The 25,379-nt window shown below is 67.5% G+C and carries 16 protein-coding genes; 9 read left to right on the plus strand and 7 right to left on the minus strand.

Translation table 11 applies throughout. The features are described from left to right. Positions 1 to 30: 30 nt before the first annotated feature. Both C5B85_RS05700 and C5B85_RS05705 read right to left on the minus strand, forming a co-directional pair. The gene (locus C5B85_RS05700; RefSeq protein ID WP_104285051.1) at positions 31 to 1,077 is read right to left on the minus strand and encodes an AI-2E family transporter; all 1,047 of its coding nucleotides are present in this window, start codon (positions 1,075 to 1,077) and stop codon (positions 31 to 33) included. Between the two features lie 85 nt (positions 1,078 to 1,162). Beyond that, complete coding sequence (locus C5B85_RS05705) at positions 1,163 to 2,632, minus strand: DivIVA domain-containing protein (RefSeq protein ID WP_146077857.1); 1,470 nt, start codon at positions 2,630 to 2,632, stop codon at positions 1,163 to 1,165. A 332-nt stretch (positions 2,633 to 2,964) separates the two neighbouring features. On the opposite strand from C5B85_RS05705, the gene C5B85_RS05710 reads away from it, so the two are divergent. Further along, the gene (locus C5B85_RS05710) at positions 2,965 to 5,355 is read left to right on the plus strand and encodes a hypothetical protein (RefSeq protein ID WP_104285053.1); all 2,391 of its coding nucleotides are present in this window, start codon (positions 2,965 to 2,967) and stop codon (positions 5,353 to 5,355) included. After that, the gene (locus tag C5B85_RS05715) at positions 5,348 to 6,337 is read left to right on the plus strand and encodes a tetratricopeptide repeat protein (protein ID WP_104285054.1); all 990 of its coding nucleotides are present in this window, start codon (positions 5,348 to 5,350) and stop codon (positions 6,335 to 6,337) included. The genes C5B85_RS05710 and C5B85_RS05715 overlap by 8 nt, the downstream gene beginning before the upstream one ends. Before the next feature lie 91 nt (positions 6,338 to 6,428). Here the strand turns inward: C5B85_RS05715 and glgB are convergent, their stop codons facing one another. From glgB to glgX, 3 genes are all read right to left on the minus strand, one after another. Further along, on the minus strand, positions 6,429 to 8,633 hold the full coding sequence (glgB, locus tag C5B85_RS05720) for a 1,4-alpha-glucan branching protein GlgB (RefSeq protein WP_104285055.1): 2,205 nt from the start codon (positions 8,631 to 8,633) through the stop codon (positions 6,429 to 6,431). A gap of 56 nt (positions 8,634 to 8,689) precedes the next feature. Further along, the gene (locus C5B85_RS05725) at positions 8,690 to 10,948 is read right to left on the minus strand and encodes an alpha-1,4-glucan--maltose-1-phosphate maltosyltransferase (RefSeq protein WP_258070606.1); all 2,259 of its coding nucleotides are present in this window, start codon (positions 10,946 to 10,948) and stop codon (positions 8,690 to 8,692) included. 79 nt (positions 10,949 to 11,027) lie between these two features. Further along, complete coding sequence (glgX, locus tag C5B85_RS05730) at positions 11,028 to 13,160, minus strand: glycogen debranching protein GlgX (RefSeq protein ID WP_104285056.1); 2,133 nt, start codon at positions 13,158 to 13,160, stop codon at positions 11,028 to 11,030. Between the two features lie 137 nt (positions 13,161 to 13,297). Here glgX and C5B85_RS05735 point away from each other — a divergent pair, with 137 nt between their 5' ends. Both C5B85_RS05735 and C5B85_RS05740 read left to right on the plus strand, forming a co-directional pair. Continuing rightward, positions 13,298 to 14,509: a cysteine desulfurase family protein gene (locus tag C5B85_RS05735; RefSeq protein ID WP_104285057.1), complete on the plus strand. Its 1,212-nt coding sequence runs from the start codon at positions 13,298 to 13,300 to the stop codon at positions 14,507 to 14,509. A gap of 83 nt (positions 14,510 to 14,592) precedes the next feature. Next, the gene (locus tag C5B85_RS05740) at positions 14,593 to 16,470 is read left to right on the plus strand and encodes an ABC transporter ATP-binding protein (RefSeq protein ID WP_219819353.1); all 1,878 of its coding nucleotides are present in this window, start codon (positions 14,593 to 14,595) and stop codon (positions 16,468 to 16,470) included. A gap of 78 nt (positions 16,471 to 16,548) precedes the next feature. Here C5B85_RS05740 and C5B85_RS05745 read toward each other — a convergent pair whose 3' ends face one another. After that, a complete protein-coding gene (locus C5B85_RS05745) occupies positions 16,549 to 17,817 on the minus strand; it encodes a CynX/NimT family MFS transporter (protein ID WP_181064295.1) in 1,269 nt (422 codons plus the stop codon). Between the two features lie 76 nt (positions 17,818 to 17,893). On the opposite strand from C5B85_RS05745, the gene C5B85_RS05750 reads away from it, so the two are divergent. Continuing rightward, a complete protein-coding gene (locus C5B85_RS05750; protein WP_181064296.1) occupies positions 17,894 to 18,508 on the plus strand; it encodes a TetR family transcriptional regulator in 615 nt (204 codons plus the stop codon). Beyond that, complete coding sequence (locus C5B85_RS05755) at positions 18,505 to 20,199, plus strand: MDR family MFS transporter (protein ID WP_146077858.1); 1,695 nt, start codon at positions 18,505 to 18,507, stop codon at positions 20,197 to 20,199. Before C5B85_RS05750 ends, C5B85_RS05755 begins: the two co-directional genes overlap by 4 nt. A 50-nt stretch (positions 20,200 to 20,249) precedes the next feature. On the opposite strand, the gene C5B85_RS05760 is transcribed toward C5B85_RS05755, so the two are convergent. Further along, entirely contained in the window at positions 20,250 to 21,134 is an 885-nt protein-coding gene (locus C5B85_RS05760; protein ID WP_181064297.1) for a helix-turn-helix transcriptional regulator, read from the minus strand. Positions 21,135 to 21,245: 111 nt separating this feature from the next. Between C5B85_RS05760 and mnmA the strand changes: the two genes are divergently transcribed. Genes mnmA through ligA form a run of 3 tightly spaced genes read left to right on the plus strand, consistent with a single transcriptional unit; the run spans position 21,246 to position 25,290 of the window. Continuing rightward, complete coding sequence (mnmA, locus tag C5B85_RS05765) at positions 21,246 to 22,442, plus strand: tRNA 2-thiouridine(34) synthase MnmA (RefSeq protein WP_258070607.1); 1,197 nt, start codon at positions 21,246 to 21,248, stop codon at positions 22,440 to 22,442. Beyond that, on the plus strand, positions 22,439 to 22,915 hold the full coding sequence (locus C5B85_RS05770) for a hypothetical protein (protein WP_104285063.1): 477 nt from the start codon (positions 22,439 to 22,441) through the stop codon (positions 22,913 to 22,915). Before mnmA ends, C5B85_RS05770 begins: the two co-directional genes overlap by 4 nt. Beyond that, positions 22,912 to 25,290, plus strand: coding sequence for an NAD-dependent DNA ligase LigA (gene ligA / locus C5B85_RS05775; protein ID WP_104285064.1), 2,379 nt, complete (start codon positions 22,912 to 22,914; stop codon positions 25,288 to 25,290). The genes C5B85_RS05770 and ligA overlap by 4 nt, the downstream gene beginning before the upstream one ends. Positions 25,291 to 25,379: the final 89 nt, after the last annotated feature.

Here is a 25,379-nt window from a genome sequence, read left to right on the forward strand (position 1 = left end):
GCGCACCGTCGAGCGGGGGCTCGAGGGGAGTCAGCGTTCGTTCTGCGAAGGGATCCAGACCTGCTTGACGATGAGGAGGATCGCCGCAGCGATCGGAATCGCGACGAGGGCGCCGAGCAGGCCGAGCAGCGTTCCGCCGGTGAGCGCGGCGATGACGACGATGGCACCCGGCACCTGCACCGCCGAACTCATGATGCGCGGGCTGATGACGTACGCCTCCACCTGCATGTAGATGACGTAGTAGATCGCGGCCATCCACCAGACGCTGCTGTCGACCGGCATGAGCGCCAGCTGCAACAAAACGATGATGACCGAGGCGGAGAGTGTTCCCACGAGCGGAATGAGCGAGCCGAGGAACGCGATGAGCGCGAAGACGGCTGGCATCGACGCGCCGATGATCGACAGGAACGTGAACGACAGGATGCCGTTCGCGAGCCCGAGCGCTACCTGGCCGAGGACGAACTTGCCGACCGACGCGGTGATCTGCTCGGTGAGCTCCGCAGTGCGGGCCCGCTTCGATGCAGGCAGCAGCTGGTAGAAGCCGCGCTTGATGCTGTTCATGCTGGAGACGAAGTAGAGCATGAGGATGAAGACGATGAGCACGCCGAAGAAGGCGTTCACGATGCCGAAGCCGACCTCGAGCACACCTCCGCCGATGGTTGCGAGGTTGTTGCGCAGCCACTCGAGCGCGTCGGTCACGAACTCCTGCGCCTGCAGATCGGGGAAGCGCTCGTCGACCCACTCGATGACGTTGGAGCCGGCCAGGTCGTTCACGATTGATGAGTAGCGAACCGAGAGCTGCTCGACCTGGCTCGCGATGCTCGGGATGAGCGCCCAGACGACAAGACCGAGTGCGATCGCAGCGCCGCCGAGCGATGAGATGATCGCAGCCCACCTCGGCCAGCGGTGTCGCTCGAGGAACGCGATGATCGGCTCGAAGCCGAGCGCGAGGAAGAGGGCCGCGCCGATGTAGGTGAGGATCGTGCTCAGCGAGGCGATCATGCCGCCGAGGACAAGCGCAGTGAGCACGCCGATCGTGGCGATGAAGCCGAGTCGGAACGGATTCTCGATGCGCATGCGGTGTTCCCCCTGGTCGGATCCCGGCCGTAGGCCGGGATCCGAGTCTAGACGCGCAGGATTGCTCTAGATCGCGTCGTACGGGTCAGCGCTGTCGAGGTGCGTTGCGCTTCTGGTTCGGGTTCTGACGACCACCCTGGCCGGCAGCCTGCGCGGGAACCTCAGCCTCTGCCGGAGACTCGTGCTCAGCAGCCCCGGACGCCTCGTCGGCCTGGGGCTCCTGCTGCGCACCGCCGCTCGAGAGGGCAAACGCGTGGGCCTCGGCGGCCGCGTCACCGGAGTTGTTGCTCTCTTCCTCAGACGCAGACGAGCGCTTGGTGATCTGCTCGTCGGCCTCCGGGAGGCTGAAGTCGGTGCGGGAGAAGGCGCGCTTGAGCTGGTCCAGGTAGCTCTGCACCTGGTCGCGCTCCTCGCGGAGCTCCGAGAGGCGCTGCTCGGCGTTGTCGAGCAGGCTCTGCGTGTGCTGCTCCACCTCGGTGTTGCGCTCACGAGCCTGCTTGTTGCTCGTTTCGAGGAGGTCTGCTGCCTTGCGCTCCGCCTGGTCCTGCGTCTCCTGCGCGCGACGGCGTGCATCCGCCATGATCTTGCCTGCCTCGCGGCGCACCTGCTCGCTGCGCTGGTTGAGGTCAGCAAGCTGCTCGGTCGCGTCGTCGATGAGCTTCTTGGCAGCGGCCTCGGCCTTGCGGCCCGCTGCCACGAGCTGCTGCTCGAAGGCGTTGCGGCGCTTGGAGAGCTCGACGTCGAGCTCGGTGCGCTTGGCGTTGAGCTCGCGCACGGAGGCCTCGCGGAGCGCGTCGATCTCGCCCTTGGCTACCTGGCGCTCGGCCTCCTGCTCGTGCTCCATCTGCGTGCGGCGTGCTGCGGCTTCCCGCTCGAAGTCGGCACGCGCCTTCTCCATCTCGCGCTGACGCTCCGCAAGCCGTGCCGAGGATTCGGCGATTTCGTTCTCAACGGCTTGGCGCTTCGTCGCGAGGTCCTCGTCGACGGATGCGCGCAGCGCGCTGAGCTCGAGGTCGGTCGAGTGACGCTGTTCGCGGAGCTCCGTCGTGACCTGGTCCTTGACCGTCTCGATCTCGCGCTCTTGGTTGGTGCGCGTGAGGTCGGCCTCCTGCTTGGCGTTCTCGAGCAGGCTGTCGGCTTCCGAACGCGAGTCGCTCAGCACGCGGGAGGCGCGGACATCGGCCTCACGTGTCACGCGCTCGGCGTAGTCGTTGGCTTCCTGGTGGATGCGGGCCGCATTGCGGTGGGCCTCGCTCAGGATCTTGTCGGCTTCGCGCTGCGCCTCGGCGGTGAGCTTCTGCGCTTGCTGTTCCGCGGTCGCGAGCGTGCCGGCGAGCTTGGTCCCCAGCCCCGAGTACGTGGGGTTGCCGACCTCGTTGAGCTCGGTCTCGAGCTGTTTGATCCGGGTGCGCATGGCAGCGATCTCACGGCTGGCGCCGGAATCCTGATTGCCGGCCTGCGCGAGCTGGGTGCGCAGCGACCTGATGACCTCGTCGACCTCTTCGCGGTTGTAACCGCGCATTGCAGTGTTGAAGTTGATGTCGTCGAATGCCAAGGACGCCTCCGCGTGAGTCAGGTTGCACGTGCGCGCCGACCGCGAGCGCACGTTCTGAAGTCTAGAGGGCAGGCACGCGGAGCATCCTGACTGCACGGAAAGAAAGAGGACAGATCACTCGGATGGATGGCGTTTGGCTTCGCGAGGGCAGGCACTTTGCCTGAATTCGAGGCCGAAACCGGCGTATTCCAGGGGAAGCGCGGGCACGGTGCGTTAGATTGAGGGGTCGAGAGTCTTCATGAACCTCATGCAAGACGACGGCACCCTCGCGAGAGGAGCACGTCGAGCGCACAAACGATGCACGGCGCAATCACTCGAGAAGGAGTCACTCAGTGAGATTCATCCTAGCCGCGATCGCATTTCTCGGAAGTGCGGCGCTGCTTGTCGTCGGCTGGCTGCAGGTCACAGAAGCACGTGCCGCAGACACGGTTGTCGCGACGGGCACGCTGACCCAGGAGTCGCCGTTGCTTGTCATCCCAAGCGACACGCTCATCGAGCATGCGGGCACGCAGTCCATCACGATCAGCGGCGACGGGCCCATTCGTGTCGCGATCGGCCGTCAGGCCGACATCGCCGGCTGGGTCGGCACGACGCAGCACGAGATCGTCACGCTCGACGACACGACCGGAGCGCTCGTGTTCACTCCGGGAGAGGCGTCCGCTGACGAGACGACGGCGCCGAGCATCCTCGGCAACGACCTCTGGTTCCAGGAATACGAGGGCGACGGAGAGCTCGAGCTGCAGCAGACGCTGCCGGTCGGCTTCGCGCTTCTTGTGCAGTCAGACGGCGAGGCGCCTGCGCCAAGCGAGGTCTCGATCTCCTGGCCGCTTGACGGCCGCGCACCGATGGCAGGACCTCTCCTGCTTGGGGGCGGGGTCCTCCTGCTCATCTCTCTCGGTCTGCTCCTCTGGGCGCTGCTCAGCATGCGCCGCCGTTCGAAGCCTCAGCGACAGGCTCGGGAGGAACTCGAGTCTGAGATTCCCGCCGCGGTCCCGGCAGAAGGAGAGAACGTCGCGACGACTCCTGCGTTCTCGTTCGAACGGTCTGCCCCGAATGCCGATGACGGCCTCGATGCAAGCGACCTCGACCCGGTCGAGCAGTCGCAGAGCGTTGTCGCGGCCTCGGTGAGACTTGCCGAGGGTGACGCTCCCGAAGTGGGGCGGGCACGTGAACTCGACCGTTCCGAGTTGCACGAGGAGTCCGGCCATGCCTGGGCGCCGCCAACAGCAGTCGGGCAGCAGGGCCAGCAGCCGGAAGCACCCGCGTTCCCCTCATTCCGCGCGCCGAGCGCGGATGACACAGCTGCGCCGCCCGCGCCAGCTGGCGCCGGAGCACCGGCGGCCGTGGACGACCCCTTCAGCTGGAGCGCGCCTGTCGATTCGAGCGAGCAGCCCGAATCGAGCGCACAACCCGAGTCGGCGTCGCAGCCTGAGCCTGCTGAGCCTGCTGAGTCAAGCGACCTCGATTCCTCCTCTGACGCCAAGGGCAACGACGGAGACGACAACTCGTCCACCGGTGGCGAGCCCCCCGCAGGCGGCGCTTCAGGCGCTGGCGAGAAGACGCCTACCGCGGATGCTCCCGCAGCTGCACCACAGGAGTGGCGCCGGCCGCGCGGCCGCGACCGCACCCAGGCCCCAAAGCGCCTCTTCAGGCTCATCCCGCTGCTCTTGGTCGGTTCGATAGCCCTCACCGGGTGCTCGGCAGACTTCTGGCCGGAGCAGTTCGGCGGCTCGACAAGCGCGCCGACGACTCCGACCCCGACTTCGTCGATCGACCAAGCACTCATCACCGAGGGCGAGGCGCTGCCCGCCGTCAACGCGCAGCAGCTCACGCAGATCCTCGACGACGCTGCCAAGCTCGCGCAGGAGGCGGACGCCGCCAACAAGGCCGACGGACTCAAGCCGCGCTTCACGCAAGCCGCCTACCAGGAACGCGCTTCCGAGTACCAGGCCAAGGGTGCGGACAACACGCTGCCAGGGCCGGTGGCCTTCCCGACGGGGGAGGTCGTCTACGCCGTGCCGCAGGCCTCGGAGTCGTGGCCGAAGTCGATCTTCGTGGTTCGAGAGGCCGGCGGCGAGACCCCGACGGCACCGTTCGGGATCATGCTCACGCAGTCGAACGCCCGTGATGCCTACAAGGTGGCATCCATCGTGCAGCTCACTCCCGACGTGACGCTGCCGGAAGCCGCACCGGCAGAGATCGGCGCTCCAGGTATCGACGGGCTCGAGCAGCCCCTCGTGGTCGCACCCGAAGAGCTGGCGGCTGCCTACGCTGACGTCATCAGCAACGGCGACGGCTCGCAGTACGCAGCCCTCTTCTCGCCTGACGGCGATTCGCTGCGCACGCAGATCGCCGAGGCTCGGGCCACGGTCTCTGGCGAGATCGACGCCAACGCGGCGCGCATCGAGTTCCAGACGCGTGCGTCGGACGACCCTCCCTTCGGCGTGCAGACGCTGGACGGCGGGGCGATCGTTGCCGTTTCCATCGAGGAGGTCGAGAAGCTGAGTGCGCGCACGCAGCTCGCGACCCTCAGCGTTCAGGGACGCACCGCTGCACTCGCGGGTGCCAGCTCGTCCTCGCTCGGATTCGAGACGCTCTACACCAACCAGCTCATGTTCTACGTGCCGTCGGAAGCGACAGGCGGCGCCATCCAACTGCTCGGCTTCGCCAACACCATGACAGGCGCACGCCAGCTCAACGCCAACGAGGTTACCTATGGCTGAAACCCCTCCACTCAACCCAGCAAGTCTCTACGGAGCAGTTGATCTGTCCTCCCTCGTGCAGCGTGCGAACGCTCCGGCGGGCCAGGCACCAGGCGCTCCCACCGCTCCGGCTCCCGGGCAACCCGCTGACGCTGTCCAGCCGGTCGCGGGCGAGCCGGTGGCCACGCTACCTGACCTCGTCATCGACGCTGACGAGCAGACGCTCGAGCAGTTCATGCAGCTCTCCCAGTTCCTGCCCGTCATCGTCGAGATGCACGCGAAGTGGTCGAGCGATGCGCAGGCCCTCTCGCCGACCCTCGCCAAGATCGTCCGCAGCGCGGAAGGTCGGATCGTGCTTGTGCGCGTCGACCTGGATGCGCATCCCCAGCTCGGCCAGCAGCCGCAGGTCATCGCCATCATCGGTGGTCGCCCGCTTCAGTTGTTCTCCGGCAACCCACCGGAAGAGCAGATCACGCAGATCGTCGGCGAAATCCTCCAGGTTGCGGCCCAGCAGGGGCTGACCGGCCACGTCGCGGTCGACGGAGCACCCCAGAGCGAAGAAGAGGCGCAGGAGCCGGTGGCTCCGCCGCTGCCCCCATTGCACGCCGAGGCCTTCGAAGCCCTCGAGCGCGGCGACTACGCGGCCGCGGTAGACGCCTACGAGCGTGCACTGGCCGAACGCCCCGCTGACGAGGAAGCACGCGCCGGCCTCGCCCAGGTGCAGCTGCTTCTGCGCCTGCAGGGCAAGACCCTCGAGGACATTCGCCAGCGTGCCGCCGCGGGCCCGGACGATCTCGAGGCGCAGCTCGACGTCGCCGACCTCGACCTCTCCGGCGGTCACATCGAGGATGCGTTCGACCGCCTGCTCACGATCTTCCCGAAGCTCGACGCCGAGGGCAAGACGACCGTGCGCGAGCGCCTGCTCGACCTGTTCCTCGTCGTCGGTGTTGCGGACCCACGCGTGGGGGCGGCACGAGCGAGACTCACGAACCTCTTGTTCTGACGTCGCCCAGCGATGACGAAGCCCGGATGCGATCTTCATCGCATCCGGGCTTCATCGATTCCGTCGGAGGTGCTGTCTAGGCGGACACGACCTAGCCCTCGTACTTGAACCAGACGGCGGCGAGGGGCGGCACCGTGACGGCCGCCGACTGCTCGAACCCGTGAGACGGGACCCCATCGGTCGTCACGGCGCCGTAGTTGCCTGCACCGGACCCCGCGTATGTTTCCGCGTCGGTGTTGAGCACCTCGGACCAGCGACCGGCGTGGGGGAGCCCAAGGCGGTACCCGCTGATGACCTGGTTCGAGAAGTTGAAGACCATCGCGACGTCAGGGGTGCCATCGTGGCCACGGCGGGCGAATGCGAGCACGCTGTTGGCCGCGTCGTCACCGCTCAACCACACCATCCCGGAAGGGTCGTCATCGCGCTGCCAGAGCGCGCCCTCGTTCTTCGCAAGGCGGTTGAGGTCGCCGACGAGCCGCTGCACGCCGGCGTGGCCGGGGTTGTCGAGCTGCCACCAGTCGAGGCCACGCGACTCGCTCCACTCGGTCTGCTGCGCGAACTCCTGTCCCATGAAGAGGAGCTGCTTGCCGGGGTGCCCCCACTGGTAGGCGAGGAAGAGGCGCGTGCCCGCGAGCTTCTGCCATTCGTCGCCAGGCATCTTCGAGTACAGGGATCCCTTGCCGTGGACGACCTCGTCGTGGCTGATGGGGAGCAGGAAGCGCTCGCTCCACGCGTAGACGAAGGAGAAGGTCAGGTCGCCCTGGTGGTGGGAGCGGTAGATGGGGTCGCGCTCGACGTAGCGGAGGCTGTCATTCATCCAGCCCATGTTCCACTTGAGCCCGAATCCGAGGCCGCCCCACTCGGTGGGCTTCGTCACTCCCGCCCAGCTCGTCGATTCCTCGGCGATCATGGCGATGCCCGGGTAGAGCTTGTACGCGGTCGCGTTGACTTCCTGGAGGAAGGCGATGGCCTCGAGGTTTTCCCGCCCGCCGTGGATGTTCGGCACCCACTCTTCGCGCGAGTAGTCGAGGTAGAGGATCGATGCCACGGCGTCGACGCGGAGTCCGTCGATGTGGAACTCCTCGAGCCAGTAGAGCGCGTTGGCGACGAGGAAGTTGCGCACCTGAGAGTCGCCGAAGTTGAAGACCTTCGTGCCCCAGTCGAGCTGCTCGCCAAGGCGCGGGTCGGCGTGCTCGTAGAGCGCCTGGCCATCGAACTCCGCGAGACCGAAGCTGTCCTTCGGGAAGTGCCCTGGCACCCAGTCCATGATGACGCCGTAACCGGCCTGGTGCAGACGGTCGATGAGGTAGCGCAGGTCGTCAGGCGAACCGAGGCGCGACGTGGGCGCGTAGTAACCGGTGACCTGGTAGCCCCAGGAGCCACCGAACGGGTGCTCTGCGAGGGGCATGAACTCGACGTGCGTGAACTCGAGGCCGTCGAGATACTCGACGAGCTGGTCGGCGAGCTCGCGGTAGCCGAGGCCCGGTCGCCAGGACATTGCGTGGAGCTCGTAGGTGGTCATCGGGCCCGTGTGCGGGTCCTTCTGGGCGCGCTCGCCCATCCAGTCGTCATCGCCCCACTCGTACTTGCTTGGCGTCGCGACGACGGATGCGGTCTGCGGCGGCTGCTCCGCGTGCAGGGCCATCGGGTCGGCCTTCTCGACCCAGTCGCCTGAGGCGGTGCGGATCTGGAACTTGTACGTCTCGTGCGGTGCGACGCCGGGGACAAAGAGCTCCCAGATGCCGAGGGCGTCGAGGCGGCGCATCGTGTGCGCCCTGCCGTCCCAGCCGTTGAACGAGCCGATGACCCTGACCGCCTGAGCGTGTGGCGCCCAGACGACAAACGAGGTGCCCCAGACCGGCGCGTGGGTGCCCCAGTGCTCCAGGTGGTGCGCGCCGAAGACGTGCCAGAGTCTCTCGTGGCGTCCCTCGCCGAAGAGGAACTGGTCGACCTCGCCCACGACGGGAAGGAACCGGTACGGGTCATCGACGGTGTGCGGGACGCCGTCGCCGTAGACAGTCTCGATCCGGTAGTCGTCGAGGCCCAGGTCGTGAGCCCCCTGCCAGATGCCGTGCGCGAGGTGCTGCAGCTCGACGCGTTCGCCGCTCGTGGCGAGGATCGCCGTGACACGCTCGGCAAGCGGGCGTCTGGCGCGGATGATGGTGCGCTCGCCCTCCTGCAGATGCTGCCCGAGGATCGAGTGGGGACCAGAGTGTGTGCCGTCCGCGACAGCGCGCAGCTCGCCGTCCGGGATGCCGATCGCGGCGGGTGCCGCGGGCTGGAGTTCATCGGTCATGGTGTTTCCGTTCTCGAGATCATCCGGTCGCGCCAAGGGCGCGACTGGGCGACGGGTCAGAGTGCCGAGTGCCTGACGCGCAGGATGTGCGCGGGCAGGGTGGAAGGGTCGAGGCGTACGTAGTTCGCGCCGCCCCAGATCCACTCGTGTCCGCTGAGGAGATCCTCCACACCGAACTCCGTGTCCGGCGCGAAGCCGAACTTGGTCTGGTCGATGTAGACCGTGGCCTCTTCGATACCGGAGTGGTTGAGGTTGACCGCGACGATGACCGTATTGGAGACACCGTCGGGGGAGTACTCGGCCGGGAGGTGCTTGGAGAAGACGAGCACGTTCTCGTTATCGCTGAACTGCACCTCGAAGTTGCGGAGCTGCTGGAGGGCGGGGTTCGCGCGCCGCAGCTCGTTGAGCTTCGTGAGGAGCGGTGCGATCGAGTACCCGCTGGCCTCCTGGGCGGCCCAGTCGCGCTGCTTGTACTCGTACTTCTCGTTGTCGATGTTCTCTTCGGAGCCTGGTCTGGCCACGTTCTCGGCGAGCTCGAATCCTGCGTAGACGCCCCAGAGTGGCGAGGAAGTAGCGGCGACGATGGCGCGGATCTTGGCCGCGTTGCGTCCACCCTGCTGCAGGTACTCCGTGAGGATGTCCGGGGTGTTGACAAAGAAGTTCGGGCGGAGGAAGTCGCTCGACTCCTTCGACACCTCCGTGAGGTACTCCTCGAGCTCCGTCTTCGTGTTGCGCCACGTGAAGTACGTGTACGACTGCTGGAAGCCGGCCTTGGCGAGCGCGTGCATGACGGCGGGGCGCGTGAACGCCTCGGCGAGGAAGATCACCTCCGGGTGCTTCGCGTTGACCTCGTGGATCAGCCACTCCCAGAACTGCAGCGGCTTGGTGTGCGGGTTGTCGACGCGGAAGATCTTGACACCGAGTCCGATCCAGTACTCGACCGTGCCGAGGACCTCGGCGTACAGGCCGTTGCGGTCGCCGTCGAAGTTGATCGGGTAGATGTCCTGGTACTTCTTCGGCGGGTTCTCGGCGAAGGCGATGCTGCCGTCAGGCAGCTGCGTGAACCAGTCGGGGTGCTCGGCCACCCAGGGGTGGTCGGGAGTCGCCTGCAACGCGAGGTCGAGGGCAAGCTCCATGCCGTTCTTCTCGATCTCGCCGACGAAGTACCGGAAGTCCTCGACGGTGCCGAGGTCGGGGTGGATGTCGCGGTGCCCGCCCTCCACGGCGCCGATCGCCCAGGGAGATCCCGGGTCTCCCGGTGCCGTGGTGAGCGAGTTGTTCGGGCCCTTGCGGTTCGTGTGGCCGATCGGGTGGATCGGGGGCACGTACAGCACGTCGAAGTTCATGGCCGCGACGGCCGGGATGCGCTCGGCGGCGGTGCGGAAGGTGCCGGACGTCCAGCTGCCGTCCGCTGCCTGCCTGGCGCCCTCGGAACGAGGGAAGAACTCATACCAGGCGGCGTTGCCCGCAAGCGCCCGTTCGACCAGGACGGTCCGCGTCGCAGAACGTGTGACGAGCGAGCGAACGGGGTGCGCCTCGATGACCTCAAGGACGTCATCGGCGAGGAGGGAAGCGAGACGGAAGGACGCGGAACGGGACGTGAAGCGCGACGCGGTCGCCGCATCCCGCAGCACGGCGCTCTGGTGATCGGTGAGGTCAGGATTCGTGGCAGCACGGTCGACGACAAGCGCGCCGAGCTCGAGCATCACGTCGACATCGATGCCAGCGGGGATCTTGATCTCAGCGTTGTGCTGCCACGTCGCGAAGTCGTCGTTCCACGCCTCGACCCACCACTCGTGCGCGCCTGCGACGGTGACCTGGGCCTCAGCCAACCAGGAGTCGGTGCCCTTCGGGCCGGGCTGCATGCGGATGCGCTCGGCCTGCGCTCCCGGGGCGCTGATGACCAGCTCGACACCGATGATGTCGTGTCCCTCGCGGAAGGAGACGCACGAGAATGGGACGACGTCTCCGACGTATCCCTTCGTCGGGAAGAGATTGTCGACGAGCTGCGGCTGCAGGTCGAGGATCGGGATGCGACCGATCGCCGGGACGTATCCAGAACCGGGGAAGCCGTCGCCCGTCGGCGGCAGAGCGGTGTCCACGGCGGCCGCAGCCGCTGGCTTGGCCGCCGTAGCCTTCGGCTTCCGCGCTCGGGTCGCTTTGGCTGGGGCCTCCGCAGGAGCGCCCCCGGCGCGTGCAGTCTCGGCCGCGTCGGCGGCTTGCGCCGCCTTCGACGGAGTGCTCGCGCGCTTGGCGGATGCCCGGCGAGGGCGGCTCGGTGGGATCTGGTCTTCTGACGCTGGTGTCGTTGCCACAACCGAACGCTACCAACACCCACCCGCATCGGGGCTGTCCGCGTGTCACGGAATGTGAACGGCGTCGCGCCGCGTCGGATCAGATGTGGTGGTGCGTCTGTTCGACGTCCACCGCGTAGACCTGGACGGACGGGCCCTCGATGCCGGTCAGCTGTCCGGGGACAAGCACGCGGCTGCCGCCGAGCGCCTCATCCGGGTGCTCGTGCGTCGAGTCCCACAGGAGTCGGTAGCCGGTGACGTCGTCGACGGCCGGCGGGCGAAGAGCCGCATCGTCCTCGCTGCCGTGTACGACGATCAGGAGCCGGTCGACGAGCATCCGCACGCCGTCGACAAGCTCCGCGTCGCCCGTGAAGTCGGCGTCGGCCTCCGGGATATACGCGTCGAGCAACACCTGCAGCGTGCGCCCTCCCGGACCCTGCCAGGAGCCGTCGCCCATCGGGTTGCCGAGCGCGTCGAACCAGCGTCGCCTCGTGCCGTGCTCGCTGAGCGCGTGGCCGTGGTTGAAGCTGCTCGGGCGAAGGACCTGGTGCGAGCCGCGCAGCTCGATGAGCCGGCGCGTGTGCGCGAGCTGAGCAAACTGGATCTCGTTGAGATCCCAGGAGAACCACGTGAGTGGCGAATCCTGGTTGTACGGGTTGTTGTTCCCCTTTTGGGACCTGGCGACTTCGTCACCGGCCGTGAGCATGGGAACCCCGGCGCTCAGAAGCACGGTGCCGAGGAGGTTGCGCATCGTGCGACGACGGAGCGTCTCGATGCTGCTGCTATCGCTTGGCCCCTCGACGCCGAAGTTCCACGACCTGTTGTCGCCGGTGCCGTCGCGGCCGAGCTCGGCGTTCTGCAGGTTGTGCTTGACGTTGTAGGAGACGAGGTCGCGCAGCGTGAAGCCATCGTGGGCGGTCACGAAATTGACTGAGGCCAGGGGCCCTCGGTCGTCGCTGAACATGTTGGACGACCCCGCGAACGAGGTGCTGAACGCGCCTGCGCCCTCTGGGTGAACGCCGTAGCTGCGGGCCTCCGCGATGTCGCGCACCCAGAACGAGCGGGCGTGGTCGCGGAAGCTGTCGTTCCACTCCGACCAGTCCTCAGGGAAATTGCCCGTCTGCCAGCCGCCCATGCCGACATCCCACGGCTCTGCGATGAGCTTGGTGTCCGCCAGGCGCTCGTCGTTGACGATCGCCTCGAGGAGCGGGTGATGCCGCTCAAACGCGTGGTGCGCGTTGCGGCCGAGCGTTGCCGCGAGGTCGAAGCGGAACCCGTCGATGCGGAACTCCTCGACCCAGTACCTGAGCGAGTCGAGGACGAGCTCGCGTACGACCGCCTCCGACGTGTCGAGCGAGTTGCCGCATCCGGTCTGATCGACCGGGTTGCCATGCATATCGTGGCGGTAGTACGTGGCGTTGTCGAGCCCGCGGAACATGGACGTCTCGTCGCCGCGCCCACCCTCGGAGGTGTGGTTGTAGACGACATCGAGGTACACCTCGATGCCGGCGGCGTGGAGGTGCTTCACCATTCCCTTGAACTCGCGGGCGATGGCGTGCGGGCCCGCCGCTCGGGCGGAGGGGGAGGCGTACTCGGCGTGAGGGGCGAAGAAGCCGAGCGTGTTGTAACCCCAGTAGTTCGACATGCCCTGGCGTCGCAAGAATGACTCGGAGGCGAAGGCGTGCACCGGCAGCAGCTCGACGGCCGTGATGCCGACCGACTGGAGATAGGCGATCGTGTCCTCGTGGGCGAGACCCGCGTAGCTTCCGCGCAGGTCTGCCGGCATGTGCGGCGCGAGCTGCGTGAAGCCCTTCACGTGCGCCTCGTAGACGACAACGTCACGCAAGGGGAGCAGCGGCGCGCGCACCTGACCCCAGTCGAACGGCTCGGTCTCGACGACCTGGGCTGCCCAGACAGGGACCGCAACCGTTCCGACGTTCGCGACCTGCTTGGCGTACGGCTCGACAAGGAGCCGGTGCTTGTCAAACGCGTTGGTGCCGCTCGAGGGCCCGTCCGCGCGCACGGCGTATCGTTGCCCGTTCACGAGCTCGGCGCACTCCGCCTGCCAGATGCCGCCAGGCATGCTGGCCATCTCGATGGTGCGCGTGATGGTCCCGTCGGCCTCCAGGAGGCAGAGGGTCATCGCCGAAGCGTGCGTCGAGAAGACGCGCAGGCGCGCGATCCCCTGGTGGTGGGTGACGCCGAGGTCGGAGCGGGTCTGTGAATCGAGCATGAGGCCTAAACTGTTCGAATTGAGTGACTGACGCCGCTGGACGGCGCCACCGAGCACGTTTGTGCGCCGACTGATGCGCACAGATCGCGCAATTCTATGTCGAGAGTTCGTCAGTCGAGAGCAGGGCGGGAAGTGAAATGGCCGTTTACCTCGACCACGCGGCGACCACGCCGATGGTGCCTGAGGCGCGGGAAGCGCTCCTCGCCGGACTCGAGCTGACCGGGAATCCGTCGTCGATCCACGGACACGGCCAGGCCGCGAAGCGGATGCTCGAGGGTGCGAGAGAACGCGTCGCGTCTGCCCTCGGCACCGACCCGATCGAGGTTGTCCTCACATCGGGTGGAACCGAGGCGATCAACCTCGGGGTCAAGGGCCTGTACTGGGCTAGGCGCCAGCAGGATCCCGCCCGCACGCGCATCCTCGCCCCACGGGGAGAGCACCACGCGACCGTCGACGCCGTCGAGTGGCTCGCGAACCACGAGGGCGCGTTTGTCGACTGGCTGCCGGTCGATGGCGCCGGGCTCGTCGACCTCGTGGTCGCCGAACAGCGGATGCGCGAGCACGCCGCAGAGATCGCCCTCGTCACGGTGATCCTGGCGAACAACGAGGTCGGCTCCATGCAGCCGGTTCGGGCGCTCACTGCGCTCGCCGCCGAGCACGGGATCCCGGTGCATGTCGACGCCGTCGCAGCCTTCGGGCACGTCCCTGTCTCGCTGCGGGACCTCGGAGCGGCCGCGCTCAGCGTGTCGGCCCATAAGATCGGCGGACCCGTCGCGATGGGGGCGCTTGCGCTTGCACGCGCCCACACCGTCGAGGCCCTGATCCACGGGGGCGGGCAGCAGAGGGGAGTGCGCTCGGGGACGCAGGACGTGCCTGCCGCCCTCGCGTTCGCAGCGGCGTCCGACGCGGCCCTGTCCCGGATGCAGGCAGAAGGTACCCGCCTCGACTTGCTCGCGAAACGGCTCGCGGAGGGACTCACTCAGATCTCGGGTGCGCAGCTCCGGGGTGCGCCCCTCGACGGGACGCTCAACGACGGGGGCGTCGAGGTGCGAGCACGGGTGCCGGGCAACGTGCACTTCACCTTCGACGGCTGCCAAGGCGACTCGCTGCTCTTCCTCCTCGACATGGCCGGCTTCTCGGTCTCCACCGGCTCGGCCTGCCAGGCCGGCATCGCCGAGCCATCGCACGTGCTGCTTGGCATGGGACTTCCCGAGCGCTCAGCGCTCAGCGCTCTTCGCTTCACGCTTGGCGCATCCACGACAGAGGCCGAGGTCGACGCGCTTCTCCGCGTGCTCCCGAGGATCGTGGAGCAGGCGCGCACGGCCGGCTTCTCAGACCGCACCGTCTGACCTCGCGGGGTTGCGCCCGCAGCGCATCCGCGACGCATCCGCGTCTGAGTGTCGGTGGATGCGCCTACGCTGACGCCATGACGATGCGAGGCGCAGGAGGCGGGCCACCAGCCGGGGGCCGCGTGCGCGACGAATCCGTGATCCGAGCGGCGAACGAGCAGGCCCCGGAGATCGATGACCTGTGGCAGCGGGTGCTCCGACTGTTCTCGCCGTACCGCGGAAAGATCGCAATCGCGCTGGTGCTGGTGCTCATCACCGCGGCCATCTCGGTGCTGCCCCCGCTGCTCACGGAGCAGGCGTTCGACGTTGGGCTCTTCCCGCCGGGCGGGACCGGCCCGAACATCGGCGAGTTGTGGAAGGTCGTCGGCCTCATGGCGTTGCTCTGGGTCGCGTCGAGCGCCCTCGGGGTCGTTCAGACCTACTTCACGGCGAGCGTCGGCAACTCGGTCATGGGTGATCTCCGAGTGCGCCTCTTCGAGCACCTGCAGCGCATGGAACTCGCGTTCTTCACTCGCACGAAGACGGGCGTCATCCAGTCCCGACTGCAGAACGACGTGGGCGGCGTCGCGTCGACGCTGCAGTCCATGATCACGAGCGTCGTCGGCAATATCGTGACGGTCCTCGCGGCGGTGGTAGCGATGGCGCTGCTCTCGTGGCAGCTCACGATCATCGCGTTTGTGCTCATGCCGGCACTCGTCTGGGCGCAGCGCCGTGTCGGCCAGGTGCGCGCGCGTATCGCGACCAAGACGCAGGAGTCGCTCTCGGAGATGACCGCGATCACCCAGGAGTCGCTGAGTGTCTCTGGCATCCTGCTCGCGAAGTCGTTCGGGCGCGAGGAGGCCGAGGGGCAGCGGTACCGCGCCGAGAACTTCAGGCAGATCGGTCTGCAGGTGAAGCAGACCATGAGCGGGCAGACGTTCTTCGCGTTCGTCTCGATCGTGTTCTCGCTGGTACCCGCCGCCGTCTACATCGTCGGGGCCTACCTCATCACGGGAGGCGTCGATCTGACTGCAGGGGCGATCGTCGCGTTCACGACCGTGCAAACGAGGCTCACGATGCCGCTCATCGGGCTCATGCGCATCGGTCTCGAGGTGCAGACCTCGAAGGCCCTCTTCGCGCGCATCTTCGAGTACCTCGATATGACGCCAGCCATCACGCCGTCGTCAGCGCCTGCGGCGCTCGACGCCTCGAAGCTCGGCGAGGTCGAGTTCGATCACGTGTCGTTCCGGTACCCGGATGCGGAGATCGATTCGGCACCGACGCTGGACGACGTGTCGTTCACGGTCCGCCCTGGCGAGTTCGTCGCCTTCGTTGGTCCGAGCGGAGCGGGGAAGACCACGATCGGCTACCTCGTGCCGCGGCTCTACGAGGTCTCCACTGGCGCCGTGAAGTTCGCTGGCATCGACGTGCGCGACCTCGACCATGACGCGCTCATCGCCAACACGGGCATCGTGAGCCAGGAGAGCTACCTGTTCCACGCGTCGATCGCCGAGAACCTGCGCTTCGCGAAGCCGGACGCGTCGCAGGCGGAGATCGAGGAGGCTTGCAGACAGGCGAACATCCACGAGACGATCTCCAAGTTCCCCGACGGCTACGAGACGCTCGTCGGAGAGCGCGGCTACCGCCTCTCTGGCGGAGAGAAGCAGCGGGTCGCGATCGCCCGGGTGCTGCTCAAGGACCCGGCGGTACTTGTTCTCGACGAGGCGACGAGTGCGCTCGACACCCGCTCCGAAAGGTTCGTGCAGCGGGCCCTCGACGCCGCCTCGCGTGGGCGCACGGTGCTCGCCATCGCACACCGGCTGTCGACGGTCAAGGACGCCGACCTCATCTGCGTCATCGACGAGGGTCGCATCGTGGAGCGGGGCAACCACGCCGAGCTCATGGCGCGGGGAGGCCTCTACGCGGCACTCCACGCCGAGCAGCACACCGAGCTTGGCGCGCTGCCGGAGCGAGAGCTGTGACGTGGTCGGGCAGTCGAGACGTGGTCGGGCAGTCGTGACGTGGTCGGGCAGTCGTGACGCGGCCGGCGAGACCCGCGCCTACCGAGCAAGCTGGATCTCGTCTTCGATCTTCCACTTCCCTGCGAGTGCAGGGGCGAGTGGGATGACGGCGAGGGTGAGCACGGCGAGGAGGCCGAGTGAGATCGACCAGTTCCCGGTGGCCGTGGCGAGCACGCTGACCGTGAGCGGCGCGAGGGCCGCGAGCGCGTAGCCGACGAGCTGCACGAAACCGCTCAGGATGGCGGAGCCGCGCTGACCTGCCGCTCGCAGGCCGATGAGCGTGAGGCAGATCGGGAAGATGAGCTGGCCGAATCCGATGAGCACAACCCACAAGACGGGCGCCGCGGTCGGAGCGAAGATGAGCCCCGCATAGCCCAGGGCGAAGCCGGCAGCCGCAGAGATGAGCGGCCAGGTGGTGCCGAGGTGCTTGATGACCAGGGGAGTGGCCAGGGAGAGGGGGATGCCCATGGCGGCGAACAGCGAGAGGTAGCCGGCCGCGGCGACCGTATCCGCCCCCGCTCGCTCCTGCAGGATGGTCGGCAGCCACCCGAAGCAGCAGTACGCGTTCATCGAGGAGATGGCGAACGTGGCAGCGAGAGCCCACGCGCGCTTCGACCGCCAGATGGACTTCGCGGGCTTGGCGCGCGTGCCGTCGGGGAGCGTGATCGCCCCGGTCGTCGGCGCGACGTCGCCGCGTGCGGCGCGCACCTGCGCGCGCACGAGCAGGACGAGCCAGGGAACGGCGGCCGAGGCCGCGACGATGGCCCACATCGAGAGTGAGGTGCGCCAGCCGGATGCAAGGGCGACGGGGGCGGCGACCAGCGGCGGCAGCATGGTGCCGAGTGCGACGATGATCGCGTAGGTCGAGGTCATGGTGGGGATGCGTGACCTGAAGTAGGTGACCACGACGGGCGGCAGGAGGATATTGCCGATGCCCATTCCGAGCAGCGCGATCCCGCTGCCCCCGAGGAGGGTCGGGACGTTCGGTGCCGCACCGCGCAGGAGGTGACCGGTGATGATCGCGGCGAGTGCGACGACGATGAGCAGTTCGAGGCGGACTCGTCGCAGGAGCCACGGGGTGATGAGTCCGGCGATCGCGAAGGCGACAGGGGGGAGCATCGTCAGCACGCCAGTGGTAGCGCCCTCGAGTGGGAGGTCCACCGAGATGAGGTCGAAGATCGGTGAGGCGTTGGTGACGGCCGTCCGCAGGTTCAGAGCGAGGAGGACAAGCGCGAGGACGGCGACGGCCGTCCAGATCCACGGTGACCTGGCGCTTTCCGAGGGGTTCTGGGAGGGGAGAGATGACACGAGGTGCAACTGTACCCAGCACGTGCACAGGAACGTTGCACTTGTGAAAGTTTGCACTCATGCATATTCTTGAGTGGTGTCGAACTCAGCCCTCTCTCTCCGCGAACGCAACCGCATCGACTGCTGGCACGCCATCCACGACGCTGCGGCCGACCTGACGATCGAACGTGGCCTCGACGAGACGACGATCGACGCCATCAGCGATCGGGCGGGCGTCTCGCGCCGCACCTTCTTCAACTATTTCCCGAGCAAGGAAGACGCGGTCCTCGGCATGCAGGCGCCAACGCTGCCGGCGGGGGCGCTTGACGACTACCGCGCGGGCGACGGCGACTCCTTCGGTCGCACGATGCGGCTCATGCTCGCTGTTCTGGACTCGGCGATCCCCGACCATGACGACTTCCCCAGGCGACGCACGCTCGCCGACCAGCATCCCGTGCTCGAGGAACGCCTCAGGCGCCACATCAGCGCGGCAGAGGACATCGTCCTCGCGATCCTGACCGCGCAGGACGCCGATACCGCGGCCGAGTCCCTCCCGGGCGGCATCGAGTCGGCGAAGGCGCTGCTGTCGCTCGCCGCGACCATCCTCCGCTTCACGAGCAGGTACGACCCGCACGGCATTCTCGTCGACAGGGAAGCCGCCATCAACAACTCCATCGACATCTTCCGGAAAGCGATCTCAGAAGCCCTATGACGACTCCCCCCAGCATCGATTCGCAGGCCCGCGCCGACGCTTCGACAGGCGAGAATGCCCAGACTGGCGAGAATGCCCAGACTGGCGAGAAAGCCCAGGCAGCCACGGCCGCGCTGACAAGCCCCGCCTCGCACGCCACTCAGCGGACTGCCGCGGCCGGCGCCGCCGGTTCTCACAAGCGCAGCATCGTTCCCCTCTTCCTCGGCCTCATGGTCACGATGCTCATGGCCTCGCTCAACAACACGGTGCTCTCCAGCGCCATGCCGACCATCGTCGGCGAGCTGCACGGCGTCGAGCACATGAGCTGGGTGGTGACTTCCTTCATCCTGGCCTCCACCGTCATGATGCCCGTCTACGGCAACCTCTCTGACCTCTTCGGCCGCAAGCCGCTGCTGCTCATCGCTATCGGACTCTTCATCGCGGGCTCCGTCCTCGGCGGGCTGGCCCCGTCGATCGAGCTGCTCATCGGGGCGCGCATCGTTCAGGGCCTCGGCGGTGGCGGCCTCATGATCCTGTCGCAGGCCGCCATCGCTGACGTCGTGCCCGCCCGCGAGCGTGGCAAGTACATGGGCGTCATGGGCGCGGTGTTCGCCTTCTCGTCCGTGGCGGGCCCGCTCCTCGGTGGCTGGTTCACGGAGGGCCCGGGATGGCGCTGGGTGTTCTGGATCAACCTGCCGCTCGGCGCGCTCGCGCTCCTCGCGACAGTCTTCCTCCTGCGCCTGCCGAAGCGTCCCGCGCACGAGCGCACCCGCATCGACGTCGGCGGTATGGCTCTCATCTCCCTGGCCACGACCGCGCTGGTGCTTGTCGGCACCTGGGGTGGTTCGCAGTACGAGTGGACCTCCCCGACGATCCTGCTCCTCGCAGCGCTCGCGGTGGTCTCGGCCGTCGGCTTCGTGTTCGTCGAGCGCAGCGCTGCGAACCCGATCATGCCGCTTGGCATGTTCCGCGACCGCAACTTCATCCTGACGACGATCGCGAGCCTCTCCACGGGGGTCATCATGTTCGGCACGCTCGGCTACATGCCCACGTATCTGCAGATGGTGACGGGTTCGGGCCCGACCGTGTCTGGCCTCCTCATGACCCCGATGATGGGCGCTCTGCTCATCACCTCCATCCTGAGCGGCCAGTACGTCTCGCGGACGGGACGCTACAAGTGGGTGCCGATCGCGGGTTCAGCAGTGCTCGGCGTTGGCCTCGGGGTGCTCTCATTTGTCACGGTCGACAGTCCAATCTGGCTGATCTGCGTCGCTCTCGGCATCATGGGCGTCGGGCTCGGCGGCAGCATGCAGTTGCTGACCCTCATCGTGCAGAACTCGTTCCCAGCGCGCATCGTCGGCACGGCGACGGCGGCGAACAACTACTTCCGCCAGGTGGGAGCGACGCTCGGCTCAGCAGTTGTCGGCTCGGTCTTTGCCGCGCGCCTGACGCAGATGGTCGCCGACCGTCTTCCCGCTGGGGCGGCGGCAGAGGACGGCGCGAGCTCGTTCACGCCCGCGGCGATCGCCGAGCTGCCTGATCAGCTGCGTGCCATCATCGTCGGGTCGTACAACGAGGCGCTCATCCCGATCTTCCTCGCCCTGGTTCCCCTGACGGTCATCTCGATCATCGCGCTGTCGTTCCTGCGCGAGAAGCCGCTCGCGACCGGCTCGGAGCCCGCAACGACGACCTCGGCGACGCACATCGGCTGATATGCGCACCCGGGCCGGAGAGTGCACCGCTAGGGAGTGTCAGACACGACCTAGATGCAGAGCTCCGGCCCGAGGTCGATGGTCGATCCTTCGGCCGTCATGGTCGCCAGTCCGCACCAGCGCTCGCTTGTCTCCGGGCTGATACCGAGCGTCGTGTACACCGACTGCACGTCGTGAGCTGACACCGACTGGCCGCGTTCCGAGTCGCGATCGACGGCGGGGTAGACGGACATCGTCAGCTCGTTGCCTGCGGCCATGCCGTCATATCTCGTGACTCGACCCCAGACCGCCTGGCAGCTCGTGGAGTACATCATCTGCACCTGCGTCTCGCGGTCGCGCATCTCGCTCGCGGCGACAACCGCGTCGTCGCGGCAGATCGTCTGCATGGGATCCATGCCGTCGGCGATCTCGGCGTAGGGGTCCGGCTTGGCGTTCAGCTGCCCGACGCCGAACCAGATGCCGCTCGTCACGGCCGCCGAGACGAGGGCAGCGGCAAGGGTCGTGGTCACGAGTCTGCGCTTCGAGATGCCAGCCGACGGGGCAGCTGCCGAGCCGGTTGTCGGGGCAGCGGATACGCGCGGCGGCAGCTGCGCGGCCGTCGCGGGTGCTCCAGCTTCCACGTCCGTTCGTCGAGGCTCCGGCGCTGCTGTCTGGTCGGCGACCGGCGCGGCGTCGATGTTTGCGTTTGCGTTTGCGTTCGACGCAAGCGCGCTGCGGCGTTCGAGCCACGGGTCCGGGTCAGCGCCGAGCGCCCTGACCAAGCCCGCGACTGTCTTCTCGGTCGGTAGGCGATTTCCAGCGAAGGCGTCGCCCACCACGCTTTTGGAGATGCCCGTTTCGTCGGCGAGCCTCATGATGGTCGGCTTGCCCGCCTGTTCGCGCAGCGCCTGGAGATCGGTGGCGAATGAGGAGGGGGAGTCTGGGATGTCGCTCACGCGTTGCCTGCCTCGGGTAATCGTCATTCACTGCCGCTGAACATGGTCAAAATATCAGAGTCCGAAGACCGTCCCGGGGGCTCTGTCGGAGGCCCGACGTACACTTATGCGGTGAAAGTTCTAGCCGCAATGAGCGGCGGGGTCGATTCCGCTGTCGCAGCAGCCCGAGCCGTCGAGGCCGGGCATGACGTCATCGGCGTGCACCTCGCCCTCTCCCGAATGCCAGGTACCCTCCGCACGGGGTCGCGGGGGTGCTGCACCATCGAGGACTCGATGGATGCGCGCCGCGCCGCCGACCTCCTCAGCATCCCGTTCTACGTGTGGGACTTCTCCGAGCGGTTCAAGCTCGACGTCGTCGACGACTTCATCGCGGAGTACAGCGCAGGCCGCACGCCGAACCCCTGCATGCGCTGCAACGAGAAGATCAAGTTCGCCGCGCTGCTGGAGAAAGCCATCGACCTCGGGTTCGACGCCGTGTGCACCGGTCACTACGCGACGCTCGACACGGGTGACGACGGCCTCGTCGAACTGCACCGCGCGAGCGCCTGGGCCAAGGATCAGTCGTACGTGCTCGGCGTGCTCACGCAGCAGCAGCTCGAGCACTGCTACTTCCCGCTGGGGGACACCCCGTCGAAAGACCTCATTCGCGCGGAGGCCGCTGAGCGTGGCATCAGCGTGGCGCAGAAGCCCGACTCTCACGACATCTGCTTCATCCCGGACGGCGACACCAGGGGATGGCTCGGCGACCGCATCGGAACCGCGACCGGCGAAGTCGTGGATAGCGCGGGTGCGAAGCTGGGCGAGCACGACGGTGCCACCGCCTACACCGTTGGGCAGCGCAAGGGGCTCCGCCTGGGCGTGCCAGCTCCCGACGGCAAGCCGCGGTTCGTGCTCGAGATCCGACCGAAGACCAACGAGGTTGTCGTTGGGCCGAAGGAAGCGCTCAACATCGCCGAGATCGCGGGTCAGCGGATGAGCTGGACCGGCGCCGCGAAGGCCGAGGCCGACGGAGAGTTCCGCTGCGACGTGCAGATCCGCGCTCACGCCGATCCCGTGCCCGCGACCGCGCGGGTCACCGCAAGCGCGGAGAGCACCCGCGACGACGCGACGATTCCAGGCGTCGAATGGAGTGTCGTCGTGGATGAGCCCCTCGTCGGTGTCGCCCCCGGCCAGACTGCGGTGGTCTACGTCGGCACACGCGTGCTCGGCCAGTTCACTATTGATCGCACGGTCAGCGCAGTTCAGGGCGATGCAACCGTCGCAGGGGAATCCGGGGCGCAGAGCGCTGGCGGGCAGGAGGCAGCATGAGCAAGCAGGCAGAGGGCTCCGTACTGAAGGACGGCGAGGCGATGGATCTGCTCACCGACCGAGCGGAGCGCTGGGCGGAGAAGTACAAGAACCTTTCCGATCCTGAGCGGTGGCGGAGCGATTACGACGAGCACTTCGCTGCTCCCGCGCTTCAGCTGGCGAAGAGGTGCACCCTCGAGTCCCGCCCGTTCGGCGCGAAGGACTGGATCCTCGCGCTGGTGCTCTGGTTCCTCATCGGCGGCACGGTCTTCCTCGCCTCGAACTTCCTCATGCAGCTGGAACCCACGTGGCAGATCGTGTTCGCGGTCTTCGCGCTCCTGGTCGCCATCGTCGGCATCGTGCAGAGCTACCTCGAGACGACAAGCGAGAAGCGCGCTGCGAAGCGGCTCTCGGGCAAGCACGAATGGCTCCTCAACGTGAGCCGCAAGGCCGCGCTGGCCAAGCTCAGCTCCCGCTCCGGGGCGGCGGCATGACCTCCTTCGAGGACGCACGCGTCCGCGTCGACGAGCTGCGGGAGCTTGTAGCCGGCTACCAGGCCGCCTACTACGAGCGCGACGCGCAGCTGGTCTCGGATGCGGAGTACGACGGACTCGTCCGCGAGCTCGACGAGCTCGAGCGCGAGCATCCGGAGCTGCAGTCGCAGGACTCGCCGACGCAGACCGTCGGCGGCGGCGTCGCCGAGGGGCTGCGTCCCATCGAGCACGCGGAGCGGATGCTCTCGCTCGACAACGTCTTCTCGCTCGACGAGTTGCGAGAGTGGTGCGCCAAGACCGAGGCATCAGCTGGGCGACGCGTCGACTGGCTTACTGAGCTGAAGATCGACGGACTGGCCATCGCCCTGCGGTACGAGCACGGCAAGCTCGTGACCGCGGCGACCCGCGGCGACGGCCGCACGGGGGAGGAAGTCACGCAGAACGCCCTGCAGATCGATGGCATCCCTGCCACCCTCGCGGGCGAAGGGCACCCGCCGCTCGTCGAGGTGCGTGGCGAGGTCTTCATCCCGGTCGCCGCCTTCGAGGCGCTCAACGAGTTCCAGGCTGCGCTGCGGCCCCGCGCCGTCGAGGAGTACAGGGCCAGGTGGGAGGCGCGTCCAGCCGCAACCCGCGGTGAGTTCGACGAGGCAGCCGAACTGGCGCGAGCCACCAAGCGGTTCCCGGACTTCGCGAACCCCCGCAACGCCGCAAGCGGCGGGCTGCGCCAGCAGCTCGAGAAGAAGAGCGGCCTCGAGCGCGAGGCGGGCGAGCTCCGACTCCACTCTCTCCAGATGTACGTGCACGGCATCGGCGCCTGGCCCGCGCCCCCCGTGGAGTCGCAGAGCCAGGTGTACAAGCTCCTTGCTGGCTGGGGTCTGCCTGTGACGCCGTACGCGAAGGTCGCCGCATCCGTCGACGACGTCGTCGAGTTCGTCGAGCGCTACGGCGCGGAGCGCCACTCCGTCGAGCACGAGCTCGACGGCATCGTCGTGAAGGTCGACGAACTCGACCTGCACGACGAGCTCGGCATGACGAGCCGCGCTCCCCGCTGGGCCATCGCTTACAAGTACCCGCCAGAGGAAGTCCACACGAAGCTCCTCGACATCGCGGCGAGCGTCGGCCGGACCGGACGCGTCACGCCGTTCGCGATCATGGCTCCTGTCAAGGTCGCCGGAAGCGTTGTGCGGATGGCCACCCTCCACAACCAGGACGTGGTGCGCGTCAAAGGCGTGAAGATCGGCGACACTGTCGTGCTGCGCAAGGCAGGCGACGTGATCCCCGAGGTGCTTGGCCCCGTCCTCGAGCTGCGCGGCGACGACGTGCGCGACTTCGTGATGCCGAGCGACTGCCCCGAGTGCGGCACACGGCTGCGCCCCATGAAGGAGGGCGACGTCGACCTGCGCTGCCCGAACGCGCGATCGTGCCCCGCCCAAGTTCGCGGTCGAGTCGAGCACATCGGCTCCCGTGGCGGTCTCGACGTAGATGCGCTCGGCGAGGTCACAGCCGCCGCGCTGACCCAGCCGACAGTCCCCGAGCAGCCGCCGCTCGAGACGGAAGCACGGCTCTTCGCGCTCACCCTCGAGGAGATCGTCCCCATCGAGGTCGTCGTCAGAGACTCGGAGACCGGTGAGCCGAAGACCGACGAGGAGACAGGCGAGCTCGTTCGTCGCGCGCCGTTCCAGAAGGTATCGCTTGTGTACCCGCCCGGCTCCGAGGAGATGACTCCCGCGGAGCGACGCAAGGCTGGCATCAAGAAGGACTTCAGGCTTGTCGAGCCTTCCAAGCAGGCCACAACTCTGCTCGAGCAGCTCGAGGTAGCCAAGACGAAGGACCTCTGGCGTCAGCTCGTCTCGCTCAACATCCGCCATGTCGGCCCGGTCGCGGCGCGCGCGCTCGCGGACTGGTTTGGTTCGCTCGAGGCCATCGAGGCTGCGCCCGCCGAGGAGCTCGCGCAGGTCGAAGGCGTCGGGCCGACGATCGCCGACGCGATCGTCGAGTGGCTTGCCGAGGACTGGCACCGCGACATCATCGAGGCCTGGCGGGCAGCAGGAGTCCGCTTCGCGACTCCCGATCATCCTGGCCCCGGAGCTCGGGCAAGCACGGAGGGGCCGCTCTCGGGACTGAGTATCGTGGCGACGGGAACCCTGGAGGGCTTCACGCGGGACGGCGCCAAGGAAGCGATTATCGCGGCGGGCGGCAAGGCGGCGGGGAGCGTGTCGAAGAAGACGGACTTCGTTGCCGCTGGGCCCGGCGCCGGCTCGAAGCTCACGAAGGCGGAGGAACTCGGCATCCCCATTCTGGACGCCGATGGGTTCCGACTGCTCATTGAGGGTGGGCCAGGCGCTGTCGAGCATCTGCGAGCCGACGAAGAATGAGGGCCGGCCTGGCTCTGACGACCAGGAGCGGACTCCGAGGCTGCGGCCCGGTCGCTCGGCTACAGTGTGCAGGCCGTGGCATCGGCTCG

Source organism: Pseudoclavibacter sp. AY1F1 (genome assembly GCF_002931075.1).
Classification (GTDB): domain Bacteria; phylum Actinomycetota; class Actinomycetes; order Actinomycetales; family Microbacteriaceae; genus Pseudoclavibacter.

Coding starts and splice junctions, on each gene's coding strand:
- ligA (WP_104285064.1), top strand. CDS start 22,912: ATGACCTCCTTCGAGGACGCACGCGTCCGCGTCGACGAGCTGCGGGAG.
- glgX (WP_104285056.1), bottom strand. CDS start 13,160: ATGCTCGATTCACAGACCCGCTCCGACCTCGGCGTCACCCACCACCAG.
- C5B85_RS05770 (WP_104285063.1), top strand. CDS start 22,439: ATGAGCAAGCAGGCAGAGGGCTCCGTACTGAAGGACGGCGAGGCGATG.
- C5B85_RS05735 (WP_104285057.1), top strand. CDS start 13,298: ATGGCCGTTTACCTCGACCACGCGGCGACCACGCCGATGGTGCCTGAG.
- C5B85_RS05715 (WP_104285054.1), top strand. CDS start 5,348: ATGGCTGAAACCCCTCCACTCAACCCAGCAAGTCTCTACGGAGCAGTT.
- glgB (WP_104285055.1), bottom strand. CDS start 8,633: ATGACCGATGAACTCCAGCCCGCGGCACCCGCCGCGATCGGCATCCCG.
- C5B85_RS05740 (WP_219819353.1), top strand. CDS start 14,593: ATGCGAGGCGCAGGAGGCGGGCCACCAGCCGGGGGCCGCGTGCGCGAC.
- C5B85_RS05700 (WP_104285051.1), bottom strand. CDS start 1,077: ATGCGCATCGAGAATCCGTTCCGACTCGGCTTCATCGCCACGATCGGC.
- C5B85_RS05755 (WP_146077858.1), top strand. CDS start 18,505: ATGACGACTCCCCCCAGCATCGATTCGCAGGCCCGCGCCGACGCTTCG.